21 protein-coding genes, 2 tRNA genes and 1 pseudogene are annotated in these 21771 nt (G+C 65.1%); 14 read left to right on the top strand and 10 right to left on the bottom strand.

Features of this window, described 5'->3' with window-relative positions:
- Positions 1–420 precede the first annotated feature (420 nt).
- Positions 421–609: a helix-turn-helix domain-containing protein gene (locus HII36_RS56270; protein WP_236003103.1), complete on the bottom strand. Its 189-nt coding sequence runs from the start codon at positions 607–609 to the stop codon at positions 421–423.
- Between HII36_RS56270 and HII36_RS56275 the strand changes: the two genes are divergently transcribed.
- On the top strand, positions 592–858 hold the full coding sequence (locus HII36_RS56275; RefSeq protein WP_236003104.1) for a hypothetical protein: 267 nt from the start codon (positions 592–594) through the stop codon (positions 856–858). The genes HII36_RS56270 and HII36_RS56275 overlap by 18 nt on opposite strands.
- A 386-nt stretch (positions 859–1244) precedes the next feature.
- Here the strand turns inward: HII36_RS56275 and HII36_RS01935 are convergent, their stop codons facing one another.
- Positions 1245–2036, bottom strand: a complete 792-nt coding sequence (locus HII36_RS01935) for a helix-turn-helix domain-containing protein (protein WP_173521276.1) — start codon at positions 2034–2036, stop codon at positions 1245–1247.
- A gap of 88 nt (positions 2037–2124) precedes the next feature.
- Between HII36_RS01935 and HII36_RS01940 the strand changes: the two genes are divergently transcribed.
- From HII36_RS01940 to HII36_RS01950, 3 genes are all read left to right on the top strand, one after another.
- Positions 2125–2505, top strand: a complete 381-nt coding sequence (locus HII36_RS01940) for a nuclear transport factor 2 family protein (protein WP_173521277.1) — start codon at positions 2125–2127, stop codon at positions 2503–2505.
- A gap of 155 nt (positions 2506–2660) precedes the next feature.
- Positions 2661–2924 (top strand): Tn3 family transposase, encoded by a 264-nt coding sequence (locus HII36_RS01945; protein WP_328807564.1) that lies wholly within the window; start codon positions 2661–2663, stop codon positions 2922–2924.
- 144 nt (positions 2925–3068) lie between these two features.
- A complete protein-coding gene (locus HII36_RS01950; protein WP_173521279.1) occupies positions 3069–3272 on the top strand; it encodes a hypothetical protein in 204 nt (67 codons plus the stop codon).
- A gap of 33 nt (positions 3273–3305) precedes the next feature.
- On the opposite strand, the gene HII36_RS01955 is transcribed toward HII36_RS01950, so the two are convergent.
- On the bottom strand, positions 3306–3830 hold the full coding sequence (locus HII36_RS01955; protein ID WP_173521280.1) for an STAS domain-containing protein: 525 nt from the start codon (positions 3828–3830) through the stop codon (positions 3306–3308).
- A 152-nt stretch (positions 3831–3982) separates the two neighbouring features.
- Here HII36_RS01955 and HII36_RS59100 point away from each other — a divergent pair.
- Positions 3983–4216: pseudogene (locus tag HII36_RS59100) on the top strand (recombinase family protein); the annotation flags it as partial.
- Positions 4217–4356: 140 nt separating this feature from the next.
- The gene (locus tag HII36_RS01965; RefSeq protein WP_236003106.1) at positions 4357–4821 is read left to right on the top strand and encodes a hypothetical protein; all 465 of its coding nucleotides are present in this window, start codon (positions 4357–4359) and stop codon (positions 4819–4821) included.
- Positions 4822–5576: 755 nt separating this feature from the next.
- On the opposite strand, the gene HII36_RS01970 is transcribed toward HII36_RS01965, so the two are convergent.
- Positions 5577–5729, bottom strand: a complete 153-nt coding sequence (locus tag HII36_RS01970) for a hypothetical protein (protein WP_173521283.1) — start codon at positions 5727–5729, stop codon at positions 5577–5579.
- Positions 5730–6180: 451 nt separating this feature from the next.
- Between HII36_RS01970 and HII36_RS01975 the strand changes: the two genes are divergently transcribed.
- The 4 genes from HII36_RS01975 to HII36_RS01990 all read left to right on the top strand — a co-directional run bounded on the left by HII36_RS01975 (position 6181) and on the right by HII36_RS01990 (position 8502).
- A complete protein-coding gene (locus HII36_RS01975; RefSeq protein WP_173521284.1) occupies positions 6181–6378 on the top strand; it encodes a hypothetical protein in 198 nt (65 codons plus the stop codon).
- Between the two features lie 192 nt (positions 6379–6570).
- Positions 6571–6633 (top strand) — tRNA-Ser (locus HII36_RS01980).
- Between the two features lie 81 nt (positions 6634–6714).
- Positions 6715–6788, top strand: a tRNA-Ile gene (locus HII36_RS01985).
- Positions 6789–6897: 109 nt separating this feature from the next.
- Positions 6898–8502: a TROVE domain-containing protein gene (locus HII36_RS01990; RefSeq protein ID WP_173521285.1), complete on the top strand. Its 1605-nt coding sequence runs from the start codon at positions 6898–6900 to the stop codon at positions 8500–8502.
- Between the two features lie 283 nt (positions 8503–8785).
- On the opposite strand, the gene fxlM is transcribed toward HII36_RS01990, so the two are convergent.
- Positions 8786–10003: a methyltransferase, FxLD system gene (fxlM, locus tag HII36_RS01995; RefSeq protein ID WP_328807557.1), complete on the bottom strand. Its 1218-nt coding sequence runs from the start codon at positions 10001–10003 to the stop codon at positions 8786–8788.
- Between the two features lie 278 nt (positions 10004–10281).
- Between fxlM and HII36_RS02000 the strand changes: the two genes are divergently transcribed.
- Entirely contained in the window at positions 10282–12090 is a 1809-nt protein-coding gene (locus HII36_RS02000) for a recombinase family protein (RefSeq protein ID WP_173521286.1), read from the top strand.
- A 27-nt stretch (positions 12091–12117) separates the two neighbouring features.
- On the opposite strand, the gene HII36_RS02005 is transcribed toward HII36_RS02000, so the two are convergent.
- The 3 genes from HII36_RS02005 to HII36_RS02015 all read right to left on the bottom strand — a co-directional run bounded on the left by HII36_RS02005 (position 12118) and on the right by HII36_RS02015 (position 14391).
- Positions 12118–12978 carry a DUF4062 domain-containing protein gene (locus HII36_RS02005; protein ID WP_173521287.1) on the bottom strand — a complete coding sequence of 287 codons (861 nt, stop codon included), beginning with the start codon at positions 12976–12978 and terminating at the stop codon, positions 12118–12120.
- Positions 12979–13577: 599 nt separating this feature from the next.
- The gene (locus HII36_RS02010) at positions 13578–14156 is read right to left on the bottom strand and encodes an ImmA/IrrE family metallo-endopeptidase (protein WP_173521288.1); all 579 of its coding nucleotides are present in this window, start codon (positions 14154–14156) and stop codon (positions 13578–13580) included.
- A gap of 4 nt (positions 14157–14160) precedes the next feature.
- Positions 14161–14391 carry a hypothetical protein gene (locus HII36_RS02015; RefSeq protein ID WP_217369066.1) on the bottom strand — a complete coding sequence of 77 codons (231 nt, stop codon included), beginning with the start codon at positions 14389–14391 and terminating at the stop codon, positions 14161–14163.
- A 70-nt stretch (positions 14392–14461) separates the two neighbouring features.
- Between HII36_RS02015 and HII36_RS02020 the strand changes: the two genes are divergently transcribed.
- The 3 genes from HII36_RS02020 (at position 14462) to HII36_RS02030 (ending at position 16552) form a co-directional block, all read left to right on the top strand.
- Positions 14462–14728 (top strand): multiubiquitin domain-containing protein, encoded by a 267-nt coding sequence (locus tag HII36_RS02020; RefSeq protein WP_173521289.1) that lies wholly within the window; start codon positions 14462–14464, stop codon positions 14726–14728.
- 1 nt (position 14729) lies between these two features.
- Positions 14730–15122 carry a hypothetical protein gene (locus tag HII36_RS02025; protein ID WP_173521290.1) on the top strand — a complete coding sequence of 131 codons (393 nt, stop codon included), beginning with the start codon at positions 14730–14732 and terminating at the stop codon, positions 15120–15122.
- 197 nt (positions 15123–15319) lie between these two features.
- On the top strand, positions 15320–16552 hold the full coding sequence (locus HII36_RS02030; protein WP_217369067.1) for a ThiF family adenylyltransferase: 1233 nt from the start codon (positions 15320–15322) through the stop codon (positions 16550–16552).
- 59 nt (positions 16553–16611) lie between these two features.
- On the opposite strand, the gene HII36_RS02035 is transcribed toward HII36_RS02030, so the two are convergent.
- A complete protein-coding gene (locus HII36_RS02035) occupies positions 16612–20073 on the bottom strand; it encodes an ATP-binding protein (RefSeq protein WP_173521291.1) in 3462 nt (1153 codons plus the stop codon).
- Positions 20070–21305, bottom strand: a complete 1236-nt coding sequence (locus tag HII36_RS02040) for a metallophosphoesterase family protein (protein ID WP_173521292.1) — start codon at positions 21303–21305, stop codon at positions 20070–20072. The genes HII36_RS02035 and HII36_RS02040 overlap by 4 nt, the downstream gene beginning before the upstream one ends.
- Between the last annotated feature and the right edge of the window lie 466 nt (positions 21306–21771).

A 21771-nucleotide genomic window follows, 5' to 3' on the forward strand; every position in this document is an offset into this window, starting at 1 on the left:
CCCCCAGCACCCCCGCGCTCCCTGCCTTCAGCACCGTCTTCACGACCGGCACCGACGGAACCATCCGGCACGCGGTGACCATGTCCATGGTGAACCCCTCATTCAGCACGATTTAAGCGATCGCTCAATCAACCCTGACAACAAGCGGAGCGACCGCTCAAGCCGCTTGAGAGCGCGCCTCACGGCGAGCCGGGCCACGGGCCGCAGTCGCGCCGCATGGGTCGTCCAATCCCTGCCGACGTACGGGGTGCCGAGCCCATGGTGGCCCTGGCTCGGCGCCGCCAAGGCCGCGGGAGCAGCGGCCGGCAGATTGCGGAACAACTCGTCCCGCGCTGGGCGGACACACGGCAATGTCACGTGCCGGCCGTATCAGGCCGCTCTCGTAGGCAAGGATGACCGACTGGACCTCGTCGCGCACGTTCAGTTCGGCGATGGCCCTGGTGATGTGGTCTTGGCGGTGAGCGGACTGATGACGAGGTGCTCGACGATCTCGTCGTGGAAAAGTCCGAGCGCCACGAGCTTGACCGTCTCCAGTTCCCGGGAGGTGCGGGCGGCCGGCCGCTGTCCCGCGCTGGGCGTGAGGTCCTGCCGGTGCGCGAACTGCTCCATGACGCGCCGGGTCACGCCCGGCGACAGGAGCGCGTCTCCGTCGGCGACGGCGGCGACCGCTCGGCGGAGTTCGGCGGGTTCGATCTCTTCGGTGAGGAAGCCGCCGGCTCCGGCGCGCAGGGCGGCGAAGACGTGTTCGTCGGTGTTGAAGGTGGTGAGGATGATGACGCGACAGCCCAGAGCGGTCGGGTTCGTGACGATGCGGCGTGTGGCGGTGATCCCATCGGTGCGGTCCGGCGTCCTGGATAGGCCAACCCTTCTGATCGGGGATATCGTCCAGCGCGGCCGATATATTGCATGCCCAGCAGGTGGACCAGTCCGAACACGACGTCGCTGTTCAAGATCCGGTGTCGGTCACCGATCCTCAGGGCGCGGTCCGCCATCCCCCCGGCACGCCACATCGATCATGTGGAGCGAGTCGCGCCCACGCAACTGCGAAACCCGGCCACGGCACGCTTCGTGCATATTGCGGTCTAACCCCTCAGTGCCCGTCTTTGAACCTGTACTGGATCTTGCAGTCGGTCACTGTCGGTTATGGCAGCGTGAACTTTGAAGGCGAGACGCTGTTGGCGTACGGCTTCACCTGCAGGTCCATGTACGGGTAAACGTGCATAGCCAGGATGTGTCTTGGACTCTCATTCAGAGGGTGCTGTGCATCCATTCCGAAAGAAGCGGGCGGTGTGGTCATCGGCGGGGAAGTAGGCCTCGACGGCGATCTCTTCGAGGGTGACGTCGAAGGCGGCGCCGAACGTCGTGATGGTGTTGATGAAACACAGCTCCGCTCCGCGGTGGCAGATGCGGATGGGCAGGGCGATGTCGGCGGGATCGGGCGGCGGCGGATCGCCTTCGGGGCCGTAGGCCAGCAGTTCTCCATATAGCGCGCTCAGCTCCGGATCGCCGGTCTGCGCCACCTGGCGGGCGAGCCGGGGCAACAGGTACGCGCGGACCTGCCCCAGATTGCGCAGGCGCGACGCAAAGCCGCCCGGATGCAGGCCCAACCGCATCATGTTGACCGGCGGTCGCAGCAACGCCCCATCGACGCCCTCCAAGAAGACATCGATCGCCTTGTTCGCGAACAGCAGGTTCCAGCGACGGTCCACGGCGAGCGCCGGATACGGTTCGTGCCCCCGCAGGATCTGCTGCAGGACGTTCCGCGCCGAGGCCAAGTGCGGATCTTCCAACGGCCGCTCCCGGACGACGGGCGCGTGCCCGGCCGCCACCAGCAGGCGGTTGCGTTCCCGCAACGGGACGCCCAGATGCTCGGCCAGGCGCAACACCATCGCGCTGCTGGGAATGGTCCGTCCCGTCTCCACGAAGCTGACGTGCCGGGCCGACACCCCTGCCTGGATTGCCAGATCGAGCTGGCTGAGCCGTCTGCGGTGCCGCCACTCGCGCAGCAGCTCACCCACCGGCCGGTCCTGCGTCATGGGGCGATTATCGCCACGCCTCATCGAGGATCTCGATTACATGCCATGTAATCGACAGGGCCGGGCGGCGGCTGCGACGGTGGCCAGCATGAGCGAAAACAGCAAGGCCGCACGCAACAAGCAGCTCGTCCTGCACGGCTTCAACCAGTTTGCGGCGGGGAACATCGACGTCCTCCGTACCCTGCTGCACGAGGACTTCATCGAGCACAGTCCGGGCAATCCCTCCGGGCGGGAGGCATTCATCGCCTTCATCGCCGAGGCTCCCGTGGCCCGTGCCCGGCTCGCCCTCAAACGGGTCATCGCTGACGACGAGTACGTGGTGATGCACTACCACATGGTCACGGACGATGACCCGCGCGGCGTCGCCGTCGTTGACATCTGTCGGATGATCGACGGGCAGATCGTCGAGCACTGGGATGTCCTCCAGCCGGTGCCGGAAGCCGCCCAGGTTCCCCGCGGGATGTTCTGACGGGCGGCATGGAGCAGCGATCCGCGTCGATTGAGACGGACCGCCGGGAAGTAGGAAATGGCCTGCCAGTAGGAGTGGAACGGCGAACCGGGTTTAGTGTCGGGGAGATTTGGAACGGAATCCGACGTTAACGGGGTTCCCGCTGGAAACGCGGAATCGCATGGTTGAATATGATCAAGGATCAGGCGTTCGGTATCGCGTCGAAAATCGTGTCCGGCACCGACCGGGATTGCCTGCACGCGCTGGATGTCATCTTCGGCTCGGGCGAGGACCGCCGGGCTGACGTGATTGTCACCGATACCGGATATTACAGCGATCTGGTATTCGGGCTCGCGCATTTGTTGGATGAAGAGTACCGGCCGACCTGCCGGACCAGAAGCTGTGGCGGGTGCAGGCCGACGCCGATTACGGGGCGCTGAACGCGCCGACGCGCGGGCGACTGGACCTGGGCAAGGTCATCCGGTGGTGGCCGGACATCCTGCGTCCGGTCGACACCTACGGCCGGATCTTCAAAAGCCTGCATGTGCTGGCGCTGATCGACGGCGTGCGGGACCGACCAAACGGTGGACACGATCGCAAGGAAGGTGGGCTACACCAACGCCTTCGCGCTGAGCGTGGCCTTAGGCGCCGCGCGCGATCGCCGATTCACCGCCAGGACTGTCGGCAAGCTCGCCGGCACGATCCAGCAGCAGGTGCCGGCGCCCGGAAAGGCCGAACCGCTCGTCCGCACCTGCGCCAAGATGCTGAGCACACATGTTGGGTGGTGACAAGGTGAGGGCGCCGGCCTTGGCTCTGTACGTCTACTCGTACCTGCCTAGGGGTACGCCGATAGACGCGGGGGGCGTGAGTTCGGAAGCGTGAATAGACCCCCGACAGGATGTGCTGGCGGGGGTCATGGTGCCGTTGTCGCTGTGTCGGTCAGGCCGATGAGCCGGTGCTGTCGGAGCGTCGGGCTGGGGCGATGCCTGCACCGTCTGGATGGCCTCCTCCACCGATGTCTCGACTTGGAACGCGGTGCGCAGGCCGGTGATCGTCAAGATCCGCTCCCGCAGGGGCGGGATGCCGGACAAGGCCAGGTTGCGCTGTTGTTCCCGGCTCTGCCTGAGCAGCAGGACCAGCACCCCGACGCCCATGGAGTCGCAGAACGTCACGCCTTTCAGGTCCAGGACCAGTCCCGCTGAATCGGTCGTCTGCCAGGCATCTTTCACCTGCCGGTGGACCAAACCCGCCGAGGTGTAGTCGAGTTCGCCAGCCGCGGGTGACGACGAAGCTCTCGTGCAGCCCGATCGAGACGGTGAAGTGTTCGGCGGAATCGCCTGCGTCATCCATGAGGTTGCCTACTTCCCTGCCGTGTTGCGGGCGGGCAATCTTCCGCTTGAGCGGAGGGGGGAACACCTTCCGCAGGCGGGGATAGTGCGGGTGGGAGCGGGGCCGCGCCCTTGCTCAAGGCTCTCTATGAACGTCAGCCGGTGAGCCCATGCGCCAACTCGCCTTGGAACTCAACGCCGACGGGTACCGGACGACGCGAGGAAGCCCGTACACCGGGGTCTCACTCGGGCGCATACTCGACAATGGCTTCGCCGCCGGCCTCATCCGCGAACGCTCAGAGATCCGGGATGCGGAGAGCACCGGAAAACGCATCAGCCAGTACGACATCTGGCGCGAGGGCGCTCACGAGGCGATCGTCTCGGCCGAACTGTGGGAGGCGAACCGCGAGAAGCGACTCGCCAACGAACAGACCGCCCCACGACTCCGGACCGCCGTTCACTCCCTTTCGGGACTGGTGTTCTGCGCCCAATGCCTGAACCGCATGTCCGCCACCAAGGGCGGAAGCACGGGGGCTGCCGCCGAATGCAGGAGAGCGGCACGTGCCCGGGGGCGAGCATCGGCTACAACCGCGTTCAGAACGCCATCCGTGCTTGGGTCCTGGAGAACGCACAGGGCGGAGAGAACATCGAAGCCGACGCGCGGCGCGTGCTCGCCGCGCAGCAGGCGACGGCGGACGTAGAGGCGTGCCAGCGCGAGGTGAAGCGTCTGAAGACCAAGCGCAAGCGGCTGCTCGACTTGTACACAGACCCTGATGGGGGTGTGGGCGAGGAGGACGACAAGGAGCAGGAAGCCGAGATCGACGCGAATCTCACCGCGGCGGATGAGGCGCTGCGCGCCACCAAGGCTGCGGCTGCTGCGGTCGGGACGGACTATGGCGCGATCTTCACCACCCTTCCCGATCTATGTGCTGCCGCAGTGGAGCGAGCACCGTGTCCGCCTGGCGTGATCAGGAGCATCGGTGACGGTCGGGGCCATGACGGTCAATGATCGTGATCTCCTTTGTACTTGTTGAATCACCGATGGCCGTCTGGCGCCGCTCGGTATGATCAGGACGCTGTCTCCTGAAGGGGTTAACACCACCAAGGTGGCAGTGCGGCAACGTCTCGTCGGTGCAGAAGTGGTGAGGCAGGCCGCTTCATTCAGCCACGCCCCTTGTGGCTGAACGAAGTTGTCGCCAGAGGGATCGACTGGTGGACAGCTGACGGCGCTGCCCTTTGACAACACTCGTAGTGCTGCGTTACGCGTGATCGTCTGGCGTGCGTGAAGACGGATCTTTCACACTCGGATTAGCTGCGGGGAGGGTAGATGCTTAGCTCACCTCTGCTGATGGGCTGAGAGAAAACGACCAATGGGGGCCAATCCGGGAGCATGGCTCTCGGGCGTAGGTCCCGCCGGTGTGGCCCTTCTTCTGGTGTTGAGCTTGCTTGCGATCCTGGGCGTCAGGGCAATCCTGGCAGCGGCCCACAAGTACAAGCTTGGCAGTGGAGAGGTTCGCATCTCTTGGAAGGAAATCTCAGTCCGATGGAGCCAAGAGAAGCCACAGGAAGAGTCTGAAGCGTTAGAAGAAGCGCCAGATGACACATCAGCGGTAGAGAAACCGCGAGCAGCTGCCGGCGATACCGTCACCCCGAGCGGGGGTGATGCGGTCGCCTAGACAGGCCCCCTCTTTCTGAGGGGGCCTTCTGCATGTTCGAGCAGGGGAGACTGGGCTCTGCCCACAGCGCGCCGGGGGGCGCGCTGCCTCATTCCTCCATCTCTCGTGCTTGGCGGGCGTGACGGCGGCGTTCGATGTTGGCCAGCACATAGGCGGCTACTTTCCAGAACTCCTCCCAGCACTGCTCTTGGCTAGGAATCTCCTCGGGTTCGTTGGGATGAGGGTCCTCGTTGAGCCTCACCTCCCTCCACACGTCTCGTACAGGGGGCAGGTCAGCGATGGAGTCGGCGAGCGTGATTCCACAGTCGGCGGCCGATTCTGAGGCGCAGACCGGTGCCGTTGCAACGCGGGCAGAAGCGCCAGCCATGGCCGAACAGATAGGAGATGCGGCCGGTGCCCTTGCATCGGACGTGTTCGCGGAACGGGCGGGCGTAGCAGAGGTAGGCGTAACGCACAGGTCGTGGCGGCAAGATGGAACACGCATACTCCCAGCTGGACGAGGAAGACGGCATGCTCAGCCGTCAGCGGGAGACGCAGATAGGCATCGGTCATCTCGGTGGCCATGTGCTCGACCGGCTGCCCGGTGATGCGGAGACAGAGCGCGTGCAGGCACGTCGCGATGGCCTCCTCCCCCGTGAGCCCGCGCCATTCCCGGGCGACGCGATCACCTATATCTTCCACGCCAGGTGGAGATGTACCTCGTCAACGGCGTACTGCAAGATGAGATCTCGAACGACATGGCCGCCGACCTCGACGTGATCGTCGAACAAGCCGACGGCGTCTTCGCCGACCTGGACCCGAACGACCGGGACGAGGAGGAGGCGACGCCGTCGGCCCTCCGTCCAGATGCTCCGTCGAGGAATGACCCGGCGTTCTGGAAGAAGCCGTGACGCAAAAATGTTGGGCGGACAAGTTCTGCTTCATCATATTGATTGACGTTTAATCAGGTGCCCATCAGCAACAGTTCGGCTACGCTGGCCACAGCTCAGGTGCGAAAGCCCCGGTTACTTCTCTGTCAAAGAAACCCATCCGGCGCTGTCCCCGACCTCTGAGCCTCACAACCGAATATGCACCTTCCCGGTGCGCAGGCAACGGTTACTTCCTCTCTCAAAGGAGAGACGCGGGTTCGAATCCCGCCGCTCGCTACGGCGAGCGTCGTCTAGAGGCCTAGGACACTTACGTCACCGTCGCCGACTTTGATCTCGGGAGGGATACAACTTCAGAACGTGCCCGGTGCGCAGGCAACGGCTACTTCCGACTGATAATCGGCTGGTTGCAGGTTCGAGTCCTGCCGGGGACCTTGGTTCTCGTAGCTCAATTGGCAGAGCAGCTGCACCGTCGCCGACTCGATCTCGGGCGCGTTCTTGAGCGAAACCCTCTCGATCACCTACGAGGGGGTTCGTCGCGTCATGAGCAAGTTCAACACCGCCCGCACCCGTACGGCCGCCACCAGCCCGGTCAAGACCGAGGCCACGCCGTTCGGCCGTACGTACGAGGGCGCCCCCGGCTACTCCCGCGACGCCAAGAGCGAGCTGTTCCTGCTGGCCGTGTCGAACATGGTCGGCGAGAACACCTTCTATGAGAAGGCCGGCGCCCGGGACGACCGATTCAGCCGGCTCGTCCACCAGGTCGCCGTCGAGGACGGGGAGTGGCTGGCCCGGTTCCTTCCATGGCTGCGCGGCGAGGCGAACATGCGCTCGGCGCCGATCGTGGCCGCGCTGGAGGCCGTCCGAGCGCGCCTGGCGGCCGGGGAGCATGGCCACAACCGGCAACTGCTGGCCAGCGTGCTGCAGCGGGCCGACGAGCCGGGCGAGGCGCTCGCCTACTGGACCTCCCGCTACGGCCGGGCGATCCCGAAGCCGATCAAGCGTGGCATCGCCGACGCCGTGGCCCGGCTGTACAGCGAGAAGTCGCTGCTCAAGTACGACAGCGACAGCCGCGGCTGGCGGTTCGGCGACGTGATCGACCTCGTGCACCCGAGCCCCGACCCGGGCAAGGCGTGGCAGGGCGACCTGTTCCAGCATGCGCTGGACCGGCGCCACAACCGGGACAAGCCCATCCCGGTGAGCCTGCGCATGCTGGCCGCGCGCGCCGAGCTGATGGCGCTCTCTGTCGAGGCGCGCGCCGCGGTGCTCGCCGCCGAGCCCGAGCGGCTCGCCGCGGCCGGCATGACGTGGGAGTCGCTGGCCGGCTGGCTGCAGGGTCCGATGGGCAGGGGCGCATGGGAGTCGATCATCCCGACCATGGGCCTGATGTCGCTCACGCGGAACCTACGCAACTTCGACCAGGCCGACGTCAGTGACGTCGTGGCCGCCACCGTGGCAGCGCGGCTCGCCGACCCGGAGGAGGTGCGCCGGTCCCGGCAGTTCCCCTTCCGGTTCCTCGCCGCCTACCGGGCAGCGCCGTCGCTGCGCTGGGCCTACCCGCTCGAGCAGGCTCTCGGCCACTCGCTGGCCAACGTGCCCGCGCTGGCCGGGCGGACGCTGGTGCTTGTCGACCGGTCGCCGTCCATGTGGTTCCAGACCATGTCCAAGCACTCCGACATGCCGTGGGCCGACGCCGCCGCGGTGTTCGGCGCGGCCATCGCCCTGCGCGCCGAGGCCGCGGACCTGGTCGAGTTCGGCATCGCGAACGGGCCCGTCCCGTTCAGCCGTGGCGAGTCGGTGCTGAAGGTCGTGGAGCGGTTCCGCCGGCTGGACGGGACGGACATCCCGTCGGCGGTGCGTGCGCACCTGCGCCCGCATCACACCCGGGTCGTGATCGTCACCGACGAGCAGACCCGGCCGGGCTGGCTGCCGTCCAACGGCTACAACTACGGCGGCGGGCACGAGGCGCGCGTCGACGACCTCATCCCGGCCAGCGTGCCGCTGTACATGTGGAACTTCGGTGGCTACTCGCACGGCGCGGCACCGTCCGGGCAGAGCAACCGGCACACCTTCGGGGGTCTCTCCGACCAGGCGTTCCAGATGATCCCGCTGCTGGAGGCCAGCCGCAACGCGACCTGGCCGTTCTAGAGAGTGTGGCCCGGGCCCAACGCCCGAGCCACACTGCTCTGTCGTCATCTACCTGGGGGAGTAGGTGAGTCACGACGACATGCGGCAGCATCATCCGCACGCTGGGCTGCCAGACAAGCCCGGTTCTGGACTCGGGCGACGCGTTGTTCGAGGGTGCGGCACACCACGCGCGGGCGTGGTACCAGAGGGAAGCGTCGCGCCACCTCCAGCGGGGCGGGCGCGAGGCCGATGCGGTGCACGATCCTGACCTCCTGTCGGCAGAGCTCGAGGGAGAGCGTCTTTGTCACCAGGCGACGGTCAGCCGGGTTCCGGGCCGGTCGATCACATATCCGGGTGGCAGCTCGGCCGTGCCTGCCGGGTGGGCGGTGATGCGGGGCTGGGCTGGGCGCGTCTTGTCCCAGGTGTGCAGTAGTCCGGCCAGGTGCTCGGCGAGTTCGGTGCAGGTCGGGCCGTGCGCGATCACGCCGAGTTCGTGCCGACCGGTTCCGCGCGAACCGTCCTCGAACGGACGCAATGCCAGGTAGGCGATGCTGCTGTCGTCGTAAAAGCTGGCCCCGGCCCAGCGCAGCGCGGGGGTGGCGATGCCGCGGTCGCGGGCGTCCGGCCCGGCCGACAGCCGGCCGAAGCGGCTGCCGGTGGTGACCAGCCACAGGTCCAGGTGCTCGACGGGTTGCTCGTCGCGGATCTCGATGCCGGTCCACTCCTGATGGGCGGGATAGGTGAGGGTACGGGACAGATCCGTTCCGCTGGACGAGGCGCGATCGATGCTGAAGGTCACGTCGTCGGCGAGGCGTAGGGTGTGTCCGTCGTGTGCGGTCGAGCCGCGCATGTTGACGAACCCGCACACCAATGCTGAGTTGGACGTCATCAGATCCGGCTGCTGCAGGTCGAGTGCCAGCGAGCGGGTCAGGCCGCTGGGGTGCAGGACGAGCGGTACGACCATGCGACCGTCCGTCGCGAGCTGCTGCCACCAGGCGGGCGGCAGGTCCCATGCACCGGCGGTGACGATGATCCGGTCGTACGGCGCTCCTGCGGGGTGGCCGTCCGCACCGTCGCCGCAGATCACTTCGACCTGCTGGTACCCACTCGCCCGCAGGCCGCGACGCGCCGCCTCGACGATGTCATCGTCGATGTCGATCGTGACGACCTGGCCGTCGGGGCCGGTCAGTTCGGCCATGAGGGCGGCGTTGATACCGGTGCCTGCGCCGATTTCCAGCACGTGCTGGCCCGGTTGGAGATCGAGCTGTTCCAGCATCGCGGCGACGAGGTTCGGGTTGGAGGCCGAGGAGATGGCCGTGCCGTCTTGGCCGTACTTCGTCTTGATCACTTTCGGGGCGTAGGCGTCCTGCAGCTCTTCTCCGGGCAGGAACAGGTGCCGGGGGACGGTCAGGAAGGCGGCTTCGACCCTTTCGGTGGTGAACGTGCCGCGACCGCGGATGTAATCGGCCAGCGCGTCGCGCAGTTGCTCAGGGCTGGGTGTGGGGTCGATGTCACCTGTCACCGCGCCGAGAGTAGCCGCAGGTGGCGACGCCTGGCCGGGGTGGAAGACCAGGTCGGCGGCGGTGGCGGCGTATTGCGCCTGCGTGAGGGCGGGGATGCCCGCACGGTTCCAGGTGAACAGGACGTGGTGGGCGAGTATGTCCCGTAGGCCGCGCGTAAGGCGGCCCTGTTCCGCGAGCGCGGGGAGCTTTCCGCCTGTCTGGTGGAAGGCGTCGGATCAGGCCGGTGCGGCGGCGAGCGGGCTGGTCGCGCTGGCGGCGCGGGCGGTGATGCGCTCAGATGCTCATAGAGCCACGCGGAGGAAAGATCGTCGAACAGCACTTCGACATCGACAAATCCCGCTTTATCCCGCCTCAGCGCCGCCCGGAAGCCGGTGCTTTGCTGGGTGAGCTGAGAAACCCTCGAAGAGCCTTCGACGCCGTCGTCGTCGGGGAGCCGCAGCGTGCCTTCTACGGCAACCAGTTCGGCAACACCTTCGACATCTTCAACCACTTCGGAGTGCCGCTGTGGGTACCCGAGGTGGGCGGCCCGATCGACCCGACCAACGAAGCCCACGAACTCATCATGATGATGTTCGGCGGCGTCAGTAAGGGCGAGCGGAACCGCATCAAGGTCAGAGTCCGGACCGCCATGAGCGCCCTGGCGGAGATCGAGGGACGCTTCCTCGGCGGACGTCCGCCCTACGGCTATCTCCTGACCGATCTCGGGCCGCACCCGAACCCGGCCAAGGCCGCCGACGGCAAACGGCTTCACGGCTTGGACCTCGATCCCTACGCCGCCCTGGTCGTCCAGCGGATCTTCGCTGAGTTCCTGGAAGGCAGCGGTCTCTTCGCGATCGCCGAAGGACTGACGCGAGATGGGATCCCCTGTCCCTCGGCCCATGACCCGAAGCGGAACCGGCACCGGTCAGGAATCGCCTGGTCCAAGGGGGCCGTCCGGACGATTCTCACCAATCCTCGCTACACCGGCCGCCAGGTCTGGAACCGGCAGCGCAAGGACGAAGTGCTGTTGGATGTCGATGACGTGACGCTCGGGCACACCACCAAGCAGCGCTGGAACGACTCCGACAAGTGGATCTTCTCGAAGAAGGCCGTGCATCCCCAGCTCGTGGACGACGACACCTTTCGCAACGTGCAAGACATTCTCGCTGCTCGCGGCAGAGGACCCTGCGAGCACAAACCGCATCGCACCCGCCATCCCTATGCCTTCAAGGGCGCGATCCGCTGCGGCCTGTGCCTTCGCAAGATGCAGAGTCAGTGGATCAACGAGGCCGCCTACTACCGGTGCGCCTTCGCCCGTGAGTACGCGCTGGGCAACAAGATCGAGCACCCGCTCAACGTCTACCTCCGTGAGGACGCCATCCTGCCCCGCGTCGACCGCTGGCTTTCCAAGGTGTTCGCGCCACACCGCCTCACCCAGACGATCGACGACATGTTCGCCGACCAGCCGGATCGCAACCACGACGCGATGACCGAAGCCACCCGCAAGAGGATCGCGGACGTGGAGACCAAGTTGGCCCGTTACCGCGCCGCCATCGAAGCCGGCGGCGACCCGGCCGAGATCGGCCGATGGGTCAACGAGGCCAAGGCTGAACGACTCAAGGCAGAAGCCGAACTGCGTCAGAGCCGGAAGGGTGCCCCGATGTCCAGAACCGAGATCGCCGAGCTGGTGACGGAGATCGGTGACATGGCCAGAGCCGTCGCCGATGCTCCTGTGAAGCGCAAGCACGAGACCTATCAGTGGATGGGCCTGCGCCTGACCTATCACCCCGGACAAGCAAAAGTGAGGGCCGAGATCCATCTCAGCCCTCACGTAGTGAAAAGGTACGTGTCCGAGGACTTAGCGCCACCGGACGCACATGGCCCAGAGGTATCCCCATCCCCAAACATCACATTCCTGTCGCCTGACATGCGAAACCCGCGCCCGGTTGAGCGGTCAGCTGGAGCGGTCCCGTCGGTGGATCGTTCGCGCCAGGCCAACGTTTACCGAGGCGCAGCCGCTTCACCATCCCACGGGCGCCGACTCTATATATCGATCTTGCAGATCGCCTTTAGGCATCAATGCCTGGAGCGACCACAGGATCCGTAGACCTCAAACCGCCTGGCGACGAACGTGTTAACCGACATGGAAATCCTTGAACTGGGGTTGGTCGCTCTCGATCCAGTGCAATCGGACCACAGGCGCGTCGCTTCCACCCACCCAGGGAAGCTCCATGGGGATTGTCCGTGTTTGACCAGCATGAATGACGGTCGAAGCCTCGGACGTCATCAGGAGCAGCCCGGAGTTGCCCAAAACCTCGAAGGACACCTTCTCGGCATCGCTCGTCCCGCGGTTAGTGACCTCCAGCCACCTTCGTGTCCGGTACTTCGGGTTTCCCTTCGTGTCGCTGCCGGAGATCTCACGCTCCCCTTGAGGCTGAACTATGAAATCCACTGTTGGGGCTACGTCATGCTGGAGGACCGGTTCAACTGGGGAAATCTTGGCGAGGTCATGCTCGATGGCCTTCCAAACCTCGTGCTCGAGCTGGCTCGGGTTGTGAAACTCTCCAAGGATGCCCTGAGGTTCGAGTTGCTTTCTGAACTGTCGAAGACCGTCAAGCTGAGCCGTATCGACATCGTTCGGCAGCGGAGCCATGGAGAAGTAGACATGAACCGGCTTTCCGTGGGCAACGGCGCGCTGGATCTCCTCAGCCGTCCCCGAAGCCGCCTCGGGGGTCGGAGAGCCAAGCCTGCTGCCGAAGAGAGCGATGACGATGTCCGAACTATCGACACCTTGAGAGTTGATCAGCGACTGAGGGTGTCCACCGAGCTCAGGTACTGCAGATGTTTCCCAGCGCCACGGCTGGAGGACAACACCCTTGTTCTTCGCGTTCGCGTCATTCCACCCATGAATCGCCTTTTCGACCGCGTCGCGCGCCTCCGCTACATCGGACGGGGATGCGATCATGACACGGAAAACCGTCGCAGTGTAGGCCATGCTAGAAGCTTACGGGAGGCCACCGACGAAACACACGGCACCTGCGTAACTAACAAGCCATCCCGAACAGGCCGGCATGAAGTGCCCATGAAACCTGCGTCTCCTCTGCATTAAAGTGCAGTACGGCGAAGCAGGTCACTCCTGCGGATCAGCTCACGCGGACTTCTGCCCCTTTTCAGTTCTACGGCGTCCAGCTGTAGATGTCGTGAGCCGGTGGGCCGGTAGATTCAGGAAACCCGGTACATCAGGCGCTGATGCTGTCGCTGGTCGGGCAATCACAGCGGAAGGTGCTGCGGGCCCGCTATCGCTTGCTGGCCGCGATGCGGAACCAGCATGCCGACCAAGGGCGAGTTCTCGGCGGCCGCCCGCCGTACGGCTACCGTTTGGCCGACGCGGGTTCGCATCCGAACCGTGCGCACGCTCGGGGGAACCCGCCGCCTGCGCCAGCTGGATCTAGATGCGGCCACGGCGTCGCGCGTACGCCGGTGTCCGCAACGAGGCTCCGCGCCGGGAGCGGAGACAATCCGACGGATGGCTCCCAGACGATCTCTGAGAGCCATCTGACCATCACTCCTCGGTCCGGAGGCGGGCCGAGGCGACTAAAGACGCTTGGCAAAGCCGCGTCCTCGGTTGACTCGGTTGTACGCGCCGGTCTTGTTGAGGCGCCATCTGAGGAGGTCGACGCTTACACCGAAGCGCTCTGCGGCCTGCTCCATAGGCCATTGCTGGCGCGCTATGTACAAGGCTGTTTCTTCTGGGATTAGCAGCACGCCGGCAAGCCAAGCCGCTTCGTCCTCGATGTCTTTACGCCAGTTTCGGCAGCCTCGGTCATCGATGGCTGGTGTCGGGGGGTGATGCAACAAGCCGTGGCTGGCCTCATGCGTAATGTTGTTCGCCTGGCGCCCGAGTGGCTGAAAGTCGTTGTGGACGACCGTGCGTTGGCTTCCGTAGAAGACGGTGACAGCGGAGAAGGCGAAGGTCTCCTTGCTGCCGAATTGGGTATGTGCGAGTGGTGCGTCGGCTTCGAAGTCCGACAAGGGGATGATTGGGATGGCCAGGTGTGCCGCCAGTTGATGAGGGTCCAATCTGTCTACGGTTCGGATGCCAAGTTCTGCGCGTACTTCGCGGGCGATGTCGTTTGCCTCGGTTTTGAAGCCCCGCCGGTATTGGGTGGCCATGGGGCTAAGCGTCCTTCCGCAGTCGCTCGTAGGTCGCCTTGATGAGTTCCTCCAGAGCCACCGCTGCCTCGTCCGATAGGTGGGGATCACTGCGAAGGTACGTCGAGATCATCGCGAGCGCCTCTGGCTTTGCAGTCGTCTCGCTCTCTGAACGGACGAAGTCGTTGGTGTTGAGTCCTGACCATGCAGCAAGTGCGGCGAGTCCGTCGACATCAGGACGCTTGCCCTGCGCCATCCGGGTCAGCGTAGAGGCGCTGACGCCTAGCAATCCGCTATCAGTATCGCAACTATCCAGGAGGATAGGTATGACTGCCATGCCCGAAGCCGAGCAGACGGGTCACCGTGTGGTCGTGATCATCGTCAACGAGCGATCGGTGAACATCGAGGGCCCGCGCGTTACTGGTTTGCAGATCAAGCAGGCCGCGATCGAGCAGGGCGTCCCCATCGAGCTCTCCTTCCTGCTGTCGGAGGAACTGTCCAACCACCACACCAGGTCGGTGGGTGATTCGGACGTGGTCACGGTGAACAAGAACTCCAAGTTCACTGCCGTTGCGGACGACGACAACTCCTGACATGACGCTCAACCGCCAGGTGGCCGAGGGGATTGAGGGGATCCGTCTGCAGGTGGACCCTAGTCAGGTCACGGTGCGCGAAGACAATGAGGGTGGTGCTTTCGTGATTGTGGAGAGCATCACCCTCGGCGGTGACCTGTACCAGCAGACCGAGTCCTGGATCGGCTTCCGGATCACCTTTCAATATCCGTACGCCGATGTGTATCCGCACTACGTCCGTGGTGATCTCGCCCGGTGTGACGGAAGCCCCTTGGGTGAGGCCATGAGTGTCTCTTCATTCGAGGGGCGGCCGGCCATCCAGATCTCTCGGCGCTCCAATCGTCTCAACCCAGTGACCGATACCGCCGTGATCAAGCTGGTGAAGGTGATCGAGTGGCTGCTCACCCGTCCATGAAATCCTGGACATTGACGCTCAGCGAAAGCGTCATGCGCCAGCTACACGATCAGCTGTTTCCTGGAGACGGGGAAGAGCATGCAGCTGTCCTCACCGCGGGAGTGGCCTCCCTCTCCAAGGGGGGACGCCTTTTGGCCCGAGAGGTCATTCCAGCGATCGACGGACGCGACTATGTCCCCGGTACGCGAGGACATCGAATGTTGACCGCTGCCTTCGTCCGGGAGGCGGCCCTGTACTGCCGCGATGAGCGGCTTGCCTACCTCAGCGTGCACTGCCACGGCGGCACGCGATCAGTGTCGTTCTCATCAACTGACCTGCGTTCCCACGAACGCGGTTATCCGGCCCTTCGGGATATTCTGCGTGGCCAACCCGTCGGGGCCCTGGTCTTCGCACAACAGGCCGTCGCGGGCGACCTCTGGCTCCCCGATGGCACACGGCAGGATCTCGCCGAAGCACGCGTCGTCGGACGCTCATGGCGGAGCCTGTACCCGTCGCCACCGGTCTCGCTCGATCTGGCGGACTCAGCCTACGATCGGCAGACGCGCTGGTTCTCCGACCGGGGACAACTTCTTCTCAATCGTCTCAAGGTTGCAGTCATCGGCGCCGGAGGAGCGGGCTCCCTGCTGGTGGAATACCTCGCTCGGCTCGGCGTAGGGCACCTAGTAGTCATCGACCCCGAACGGATCGAGCTCACCAATCTCCCACGCGTTGTTGGAAGCACCCGGTGGGATGCGCGGACCTGGTTCACTCGAGACAACCGCCCTGAATGGATGCGCCGGTTGGGCAACCGAACAGCGACTCCCAAGGTGCGCATCGCCGCACGTGTCGCACGAGTGGCCAATCCGAAGGCTCGTATCGAGACCATCTTCGGCGACATCGCGGATGCCGCCGTGGCGCAATGCTTGGTGGATTGCGACTTCATGTTCCTTGCCGCTGACACCATGCAGGCGCGCCTGGTTTTCAACGCACTCGTCCACCAGTACCTCATCCCGGGCGTCCAAGTGGGTGCCAAGGTCCAAGCAGATCGAAGCACTGGCGAGATCCTCGACGTCTTCAGTGTCCACCGACCAATCACACCGGATCTCGGCTGTCTGTGGTGCAACGGGCTGATCAACGCAGCGCGCCTTCAGGAAGAGGCCCTAGCTCCCGATGAGCGCCGCGCCCAGCGCTATGTCGACGACCCCACAGTGATCGCGCCTAGTGTGATCACGCTGAACGCAACCGCGACTGCCCACGCTGCTAACGACTTCTTGTTCAGTGTGCTTGGTCTCCTGCACCAGGACGCTCAACACGACTTCCAGCGCTGGGTGCCGAGATCAAACGAGATGTACTACGACGGGATTCGCCGGGACCAGAGCTGCCCCGAATGCGGTCTGAAGGGACGCTTTGCCAGAGGCGACGCTGAGCGGCTGCCGACACGCGCGTCTTGACTCGGTCCACATATAGCCCAGCTGAGCGATCGGCTGGGCTATGCGTGCTCGTCGAAGTCTCAGCCGCTCGTGGTCGTGGCGGACGCGAACCGTGGTAGCCGGTGCACGTGTACCCGGCCACTGGGAAGTTCTGTCTGGGCGAGCTCGGCCAGGTGGTCGTGGTGGGTGAAGACGATCGTCTGGAACCGCTCGGACATCTCGTTCAACACGCCCAAGGCGGCACGGGTTCGCTGGTCGTCGAAGGTCATGAAGATGTCGTCGACGATGAACGGAAGCGCACCATCCTCCTCGGCGTACCGCTCCAAAGAGGCCAGCCGCAGCGCCAGGTAGAGCTGGTCCCGGGTCCCCTCGCTGAGTCGGTCGGTGGTCAGCAGCTCACGGCCGCGTCGTGCCAGCACGATAGTGGAGTCCCCGTCCTCGTCGAGCTCCATCCCCCTATAGCCGCCGAGCGTCAACTGCTGGAACAGCAGGCTCGCTCGCGTGAGCACGGGGTCCTGCTGTGCCTGCCGATACCCTTCCATGCAGGACAGGATGATGTTCCGGGCAACCTGCAGGCGGAGGTACTCCTCGCTCTCCTCCAGCAGCGCGGCCGCGGTGGTCGCCACGCTCGCGGCTGCCCGCGTGGCGGTGGCGGAACCATCGAAGCGGGCGAACTCCGTCTTTTTCTCGCCGAGAAGCAGGGACTGACGAGTCCGTTGGTCGTCGAGGTCGGTGACGCGTTCGGTGAGGGTGATTAGCCTAGCTCTGAGCAGGTCCTCGTCGGTTTCGGGAATCTCCGCCATGAGCGTTTCCGCGTCGGCGGGAAGCGCCGCTTTGACCTCCGCGAGTGCCTCCTTGAGCCTCCCGTGGGTCGCACTCCGCTGTACGGCTTCGCTCAGGGCGTCAATGCTGTCCACCTCGGCCCTTTCACAGAGCTGCGCGAGTTCGCTTCGCAGTTCCTTGAGGGTCTCTTCAAGGGCACGTGCCGTCGGACTCAGCTCGGCCTGATCGCCGAGAAGAACGGCCTGCCGATCTGCGGCGGAACGGTTCTTCCCGGCCTCCCGGTAAAGACTTCCGACAAGCTGGTGACGTTCGATCTCATCGTCCGGCATCGCATGACCGCAGGCGGAGGCGGTGGCGGCCAGCAGTGAGTGGAACCGGTCAAGTGCGGTGACGGCCTTCTCGGAGTCACGCTCGTTCCTGGCCGCCTCCGACATCCACGTGGCGACTTGCCCGAGCCGTTCCAGATCGGTGAGGGCGGCGGCAGTGTCCCTGTCTGTGGGAAGTTTTGCCTGTTCGAGTAGCTTCTGCCAGGTGGTCTCCCAGCCGGCCAGGCTCCGTTCGTGCTCGGTGACTTCGGCTTCGGCGGCGGTCAGCTCCTCGCGCGCCGCGACAAGCTGAGCCTTGTACGCGTCGTGCGTACGCGTCAGCTCGTCCTGCTCGGCCAGCCGCTGCTCGGCGACCTCGCGCAGTTCGGGAAGTTCCGCCAAGGCATTCTCAGCCCCTAGGGAAGAAACCTCCTCCGGCGACCTCAGCACCTCGCGGAGCCGTGCGATGTGCAGACCGGCATGCTTACGCAAAGAGGAGAGGCGGGCTCGGGCGTCAGCCAGCTCCCTGAGATTTCCCCGGAGCCTCTCGACACTGTCCAGCGTGGACGTGGCGGCACCGGGTTTGGGCGCAGGGCCGGGGAATCCTTCCCACAGGCGGTCCCACTCCGCGTCCAAGTGGTCGGCCCGGTCGTCCTGGGCAGCCTGCTCCTCGCTGAGCGCGATCAGCGCCTTCTCATCATTGCCGATCTCGAGCTCCAATCGGTAGCGATCGGCGATGCGGGACGCGTCCCGGCGCATCCGGTCGGCGATTTGGTCGGCGCGGTCGATGGCTAGCTCGAAATTCCCAGCCTGATCGTGCCGCCCATCGCGGATCACGAGCCAGAGCTCCTGCCGGGCGGTCCTGGCCTCCCCGAGCTCCGCTTCCGTGGGGGGCGGGTCACCGCTCAGCAGGGTCGCCAGGTCGAGACGCTTGTCATCCAGCCTGGCGATCAGCACCTTCCGCTGCTTGGCCAGCTCGCGCCCCTCCCGCTTCAGGTCCTTGCGTGCCTCCACGTGCTCGTCGATCTGGGGGCGAGTGGGCACGGCCATCACATCAACCTGCTGCGCCGGGATTCGCAGCTCCAGGGCGAGCCGCTCGACAATACTGTCCAGACGCCGGACGTCCTCGTCAGCAGTGGCCATACGGGTGAGCAGGTCCTGAGGGACGGCGTTGAGTGCGGCGTGGAGAGGCTTCGTGTCCTCGATCGCAGTAAGCTCGCTGAGCCGCTTCTCCGCCGCCTCAAGGTTGCGTCGGCGCTGGTCCACTGCCTTACGATCCCGCATCAGGGCGGCGTCGATGGCGGTGCGCTGGTCGTGCAGCTCCTGGATGCGTCTCTGCACCGACGCGGGCACCGTGTAGAGGTCGATGTCGTCCAGCGTCGCGTTCACATGGACCTGGGTGAGGGTGGAGAGTGCCTGGTCACGGAGATCCTTGATGGTGTCGGAGAAGCTCGTGAGCCGTTCGGCCGCTTCCAACGCCGCCTTGCGGTCCTGGTAGAGGCTGTCGATGGAATCCTGCGCGGCAAGGAGATCGTCGTCGACGGCCAGCTCGTTCAGCTCGCCCACGACGTCGTCGAGGCGCCGCCGCGTGTCAGCCAGTTTGCTCTCCGCCAGCCGCAGGTCCTCCCGCAGCAGGGGAAGGCGTACGGCGACGTCCGGCGGAGTGATTGCGCCGTCAGCTTCCAAGGTCTTGAGGTCGGCCAGCAGGGTAGTTCGTCGGTTGAGCGCCGGGAGCGCTTGGACAAGCCGCTCCACACGGGACTGGTCGCTCCTGAATTGCTCCAGCTCCCTGGTGAGTTTCTTGAGAGCCTGCTCGGCGTCCTTGACCTCCTGCTGCCTGTCGAGGTACTCCTGCGGACGCAGGGTTGCTGCACGGACCTGGTTGTGGGCCTGCTTTAGCTCCGCGAGGAGGACGTTGATCCGCGGGTTCTGGCCCCGCCGCTTGTACAGGTCGCCCAAACGCTCCTCGATCGTACGCAGCGCGTCGGACAGGCGGCCTCCCGACCGGGCGGCGGCCAGCGCCTGCTTGAAGTCTCCGCCTCCGCGTGCCAGTGCCTCACCTCCCCGTCGCAGTTCGGCGCTGCCCAGAGCGAACACCGACGTGAAGGTCGACCGGTCGATGCCTCCCAGCATCGTGTTCAGCACCGACTGGTCCAGCGGCTCCCCGTCAACCCGGCGAAGCGGCGTCTTGCGTGCCTTGACCCTGATGAACTCCAACGAGGCGCCTGCTGAGCCCCGTACCAGCGCACCGAGCCGTAGTGCGGCCCTGTCATGGACGAAGTCGTAGTGCGATCGTTCGTCGATGCCATAGAAGAGCTGGTCGAACGCGTGCAACGCGGTCGATTTGCCGGCCTCGTTTGGCCCGGCGATCACGTGGATGCCGGGTGCCGACAGATCCAGCACCATTCTGCTGAAGGGACCGAACGCGATCAGGTCCAGCCGGTCGACTCTCATCGTGTCCGTCCCTCCATGAGCATGGACTCCAGCAGATCGATGGCGTCGTCGCCGAGGCGCTGCAGCCACTCCGGGTCATCGGGACGGATTCCGTCCTGGTTGTGCACGTCCAGCGGCAGCTGAGGGTAGAGAGGGTCTTCGGTGACCATCCGGTGCAGAGCGGTGGTGTCCGAGCGGAGCGCTGCCGCCGTGCGCCGGAGATCGGCGAGCAGTCCTATGGTGCCTTCGCCGGGAGTCTCTGGCAGCCGGGTCTCGATGCGCACCTTCTCCACCCACAGGTCGCCGAGGTCGTTGGCGAGTGAACGGACCTCGTTGACGAACTGGTGCCGCCCGTTCCACAGCCGGAGGTGAGCGCTGCTGCGGCCGACAAGACTGACTCGTACGGCTTGGAGCTTGCCGGAGGGCAAGCCTTTGAGCCGGACCTGCACCAGATCCGCGACGGCATCGAGGTCTCCGGCCCCGGAGACGTCGATGCGCAGATGCTCCCAGCGCGCCACGTCCAGGTCATGGTGGATGGCCGAGCGGACGCGGAGGTCGTCGCCGACCGTGACCAGGGTGCAGCCCTTCGGGCCCGTCTCGCGGGCGTGGCGGCCCTGGATGTTACCGGGGAAGACGATCCACGGGTCCTCCTGGACGACTTCCCGGTTGTGTACGTGGCCGAGCGCCCAGTAGTCGTATCCCTTTCCCATGAGGTGATCCACCGTGCAGGGGGCGTACTTGTTGTGACCGTCGCGACCATTCAGCGCGGTGTGCAGGAGCCCGACGTTGAAGAGGTCCCGGCAAGGAGGGGGGTAACCGAGGGCGAGGTTGTCGGTGATGTCCCAACGCGGGAATCCCTGCCCGTGCACCGCCAGCCCGACCTTCTCGTCGCGTACGGTCTCCGGCTCTTCGACGTCGAGCATGCGCACGTTGTCCGGCAGCGGCAACCGCCGGGTCATCTTGTTCTGTGCGTCGTGGTTCCCCGAAACGAGGTAGACGGCGATGCCCTGTTCACGCAGCAGCGACATCTGCTTGCCGAAGAACAGCCCGGTCTGGAAGTCGGGCCAGTCACCGTCATAGATGTCGCCGGCGAGGAGAACACCGTTAACTGACTCCGAGATCGCAAGCTGGACGAGGTTCTCCAACGCTCGCCGGGAGGCGGTACGCAGTTCCTCGGCCGGTGCGCCCTCGTATACCGACAAGCCACGGAGCGGGCTGTCGATGTGAAGGTCGGCGGCGTGGATCAGTTTCACGCGTTCTCCTCAACCGGTTGATCCTTTAATGATTGATGATGACGTGTACGTAAGGTGGAGGTGGGGCGATAGAGGATATTGATGGTTACGTTCCAATGAGGCGTGACTAGGTGAAATATGAGGTCCTGGTCCTGCCATGTGATGGCCACCAGGCTCGAGTCGCGGCCCTCGACCTGACGCAGAAGCCCCTGCCCGCCAGTCAGGTCGATGAAGGCCGACGTGTCCCCGGTCGGCGGTCAGCCGGTAGGTGCCGATGCCCGGGTGGTGCCAGCAGGGTTGGCCGTGACGGATCTCATCGATCCCAATCTCGCAGTCCGGCTTTGACCGCTTGGGCATACCGCGTCGGCGTAGGGTCCAGCTGACGCATTTTCACCCGGCCTGTGCGACAGCGTGCCCGTCAACGGCGATGGCCCACACGAGCGCGGCAGCCGCAACGTGGTGCGTGTGCCGTCCAAGGACGGTCGTT

The sequence above is a fragment of the Nonomuraea antri genome (assembly GCF_013283785.1).
GTDB classification, from domain to species: domain Bacteria; phylum Actinomycetota; class Actinomycetes; order Streptosporangiales; family Streptosporangiaceae; genus Nonomuraea; species Nonomuraea antri.

What these genes read in the sequence shown, in the direction of transcription:
- HII36_RS56270 (WP_236003103.1), bottom strand. Translation starts at nt 609, where the DNA reads ATGGAGCAGTTCGCGCACCGGCAGGACCTCACGCCCAGCGCGGGACAG.
- HII36_RS01935 (WP_173521276.1), bottom strand. Translation starts at nt 2,036, where the DNA reads ATGACGCAGGACCGGCCGGTGGGTGAGCTGCTGCGCGAGTGGCGGCAC.
- HII36_RS01940 (WP_173521277.1), top strand. Translation starts at nt 2,125, where the DNA reads ATGAGCGAAAACAGCAAGGCCGCACGCAACAAGCAGCTCGTCCTGCAC.
- HII36_RS01955 (WP_173521280.1), bottom strand. Translation starts at nt 3,830, where the DNA reads ATGACGCAGGCGATTCCGCCGAACACTTCACCGTCTCGATCGGGCTGC.
- HII36_RS01965 (WP_236003106.1), top strand. Translation starts at nt 4,357, where the DNA reads ATGCAGGAGAGCGGCACGTGCCCGGGGGCGAGCATCGGCTACAACCGC.
- HII36_RS01975 (WP_173521284.1), top strand. Translation starts at nt 6,181, where the DNA reads ATGTACCTCGTCAACGGCGTACTGCAAGATGAGATCTCGAACGACATG.
- HII36_RS01990 (WP_173521285.1), top strand. Translation starts at nt 6,898, where the DNA reads ATGAGCAAGTTCAACACCGCCCGCACCCGTACGGCCGCCACCAGCCCG.
- HII36_RS02000 (WP_173521286.1), top strand. Translation starts at nt 10,282, where the DNA reads ATGCTCATAGAGCCACGCGGAGGAAAGATCGTCGAACAGCACTTCGAC.
- HII36_RS02005 (WP_173521287.1), bottom strand. Translation starts at nt 12,978, where the DNA reads ATGGCCTACACTGCGACGGTTTTCCGTGTCATGATCGCATCCCCGTCC.
- HII36_RS02010 (WP_173521288.1), bottom strand. Translation starts at nt 14,156, where the DNA reads ATGGCCACCCAATACCGGCGGGGCTTCAAAACCGAGGCAAACGACATC.
- HII36_RS02015 (WP_217369066.1), bottom strand. Translation starts at nt 14,391, where the DNA reads ATGGCGCAGGGCAAGCGTCCTGATGTCGACGGACTCGCCGCACTTGCT.
- HII36_RS02020 (WP_173521289.1), top strand. Translation starts at nt 14,462, where the DNA reads ATGACTGCCATGCCCGAAGCCGAGCAGACGGGTCACCGTGTGGTCGTG.
- HII36_RS02025 (WP_173521290.1), top strand. Translation starts at nt 14,730, where the DNA reads ATGACGCTCAACCGCCAGGTGGCCGAGGGGATTGAGGGGATCCGTCTG.
- HII36_RS02030 (WP_217369067.1), top strand. Translation starts at nt 15,320, where the DNA reads ATGTTGACCGCTGCCTTCGTCCGGGAGGCGGCCCTGTACTGCCGCGAT.
- HII36_RS02035 (WP_173521291.1), bottom strand. Translation starts at nt 20,073, where the DNA reads ATGAGAGTCGACCGGCTGGACCTGATCGCGTTCGGTCCCTTCAGCAGA.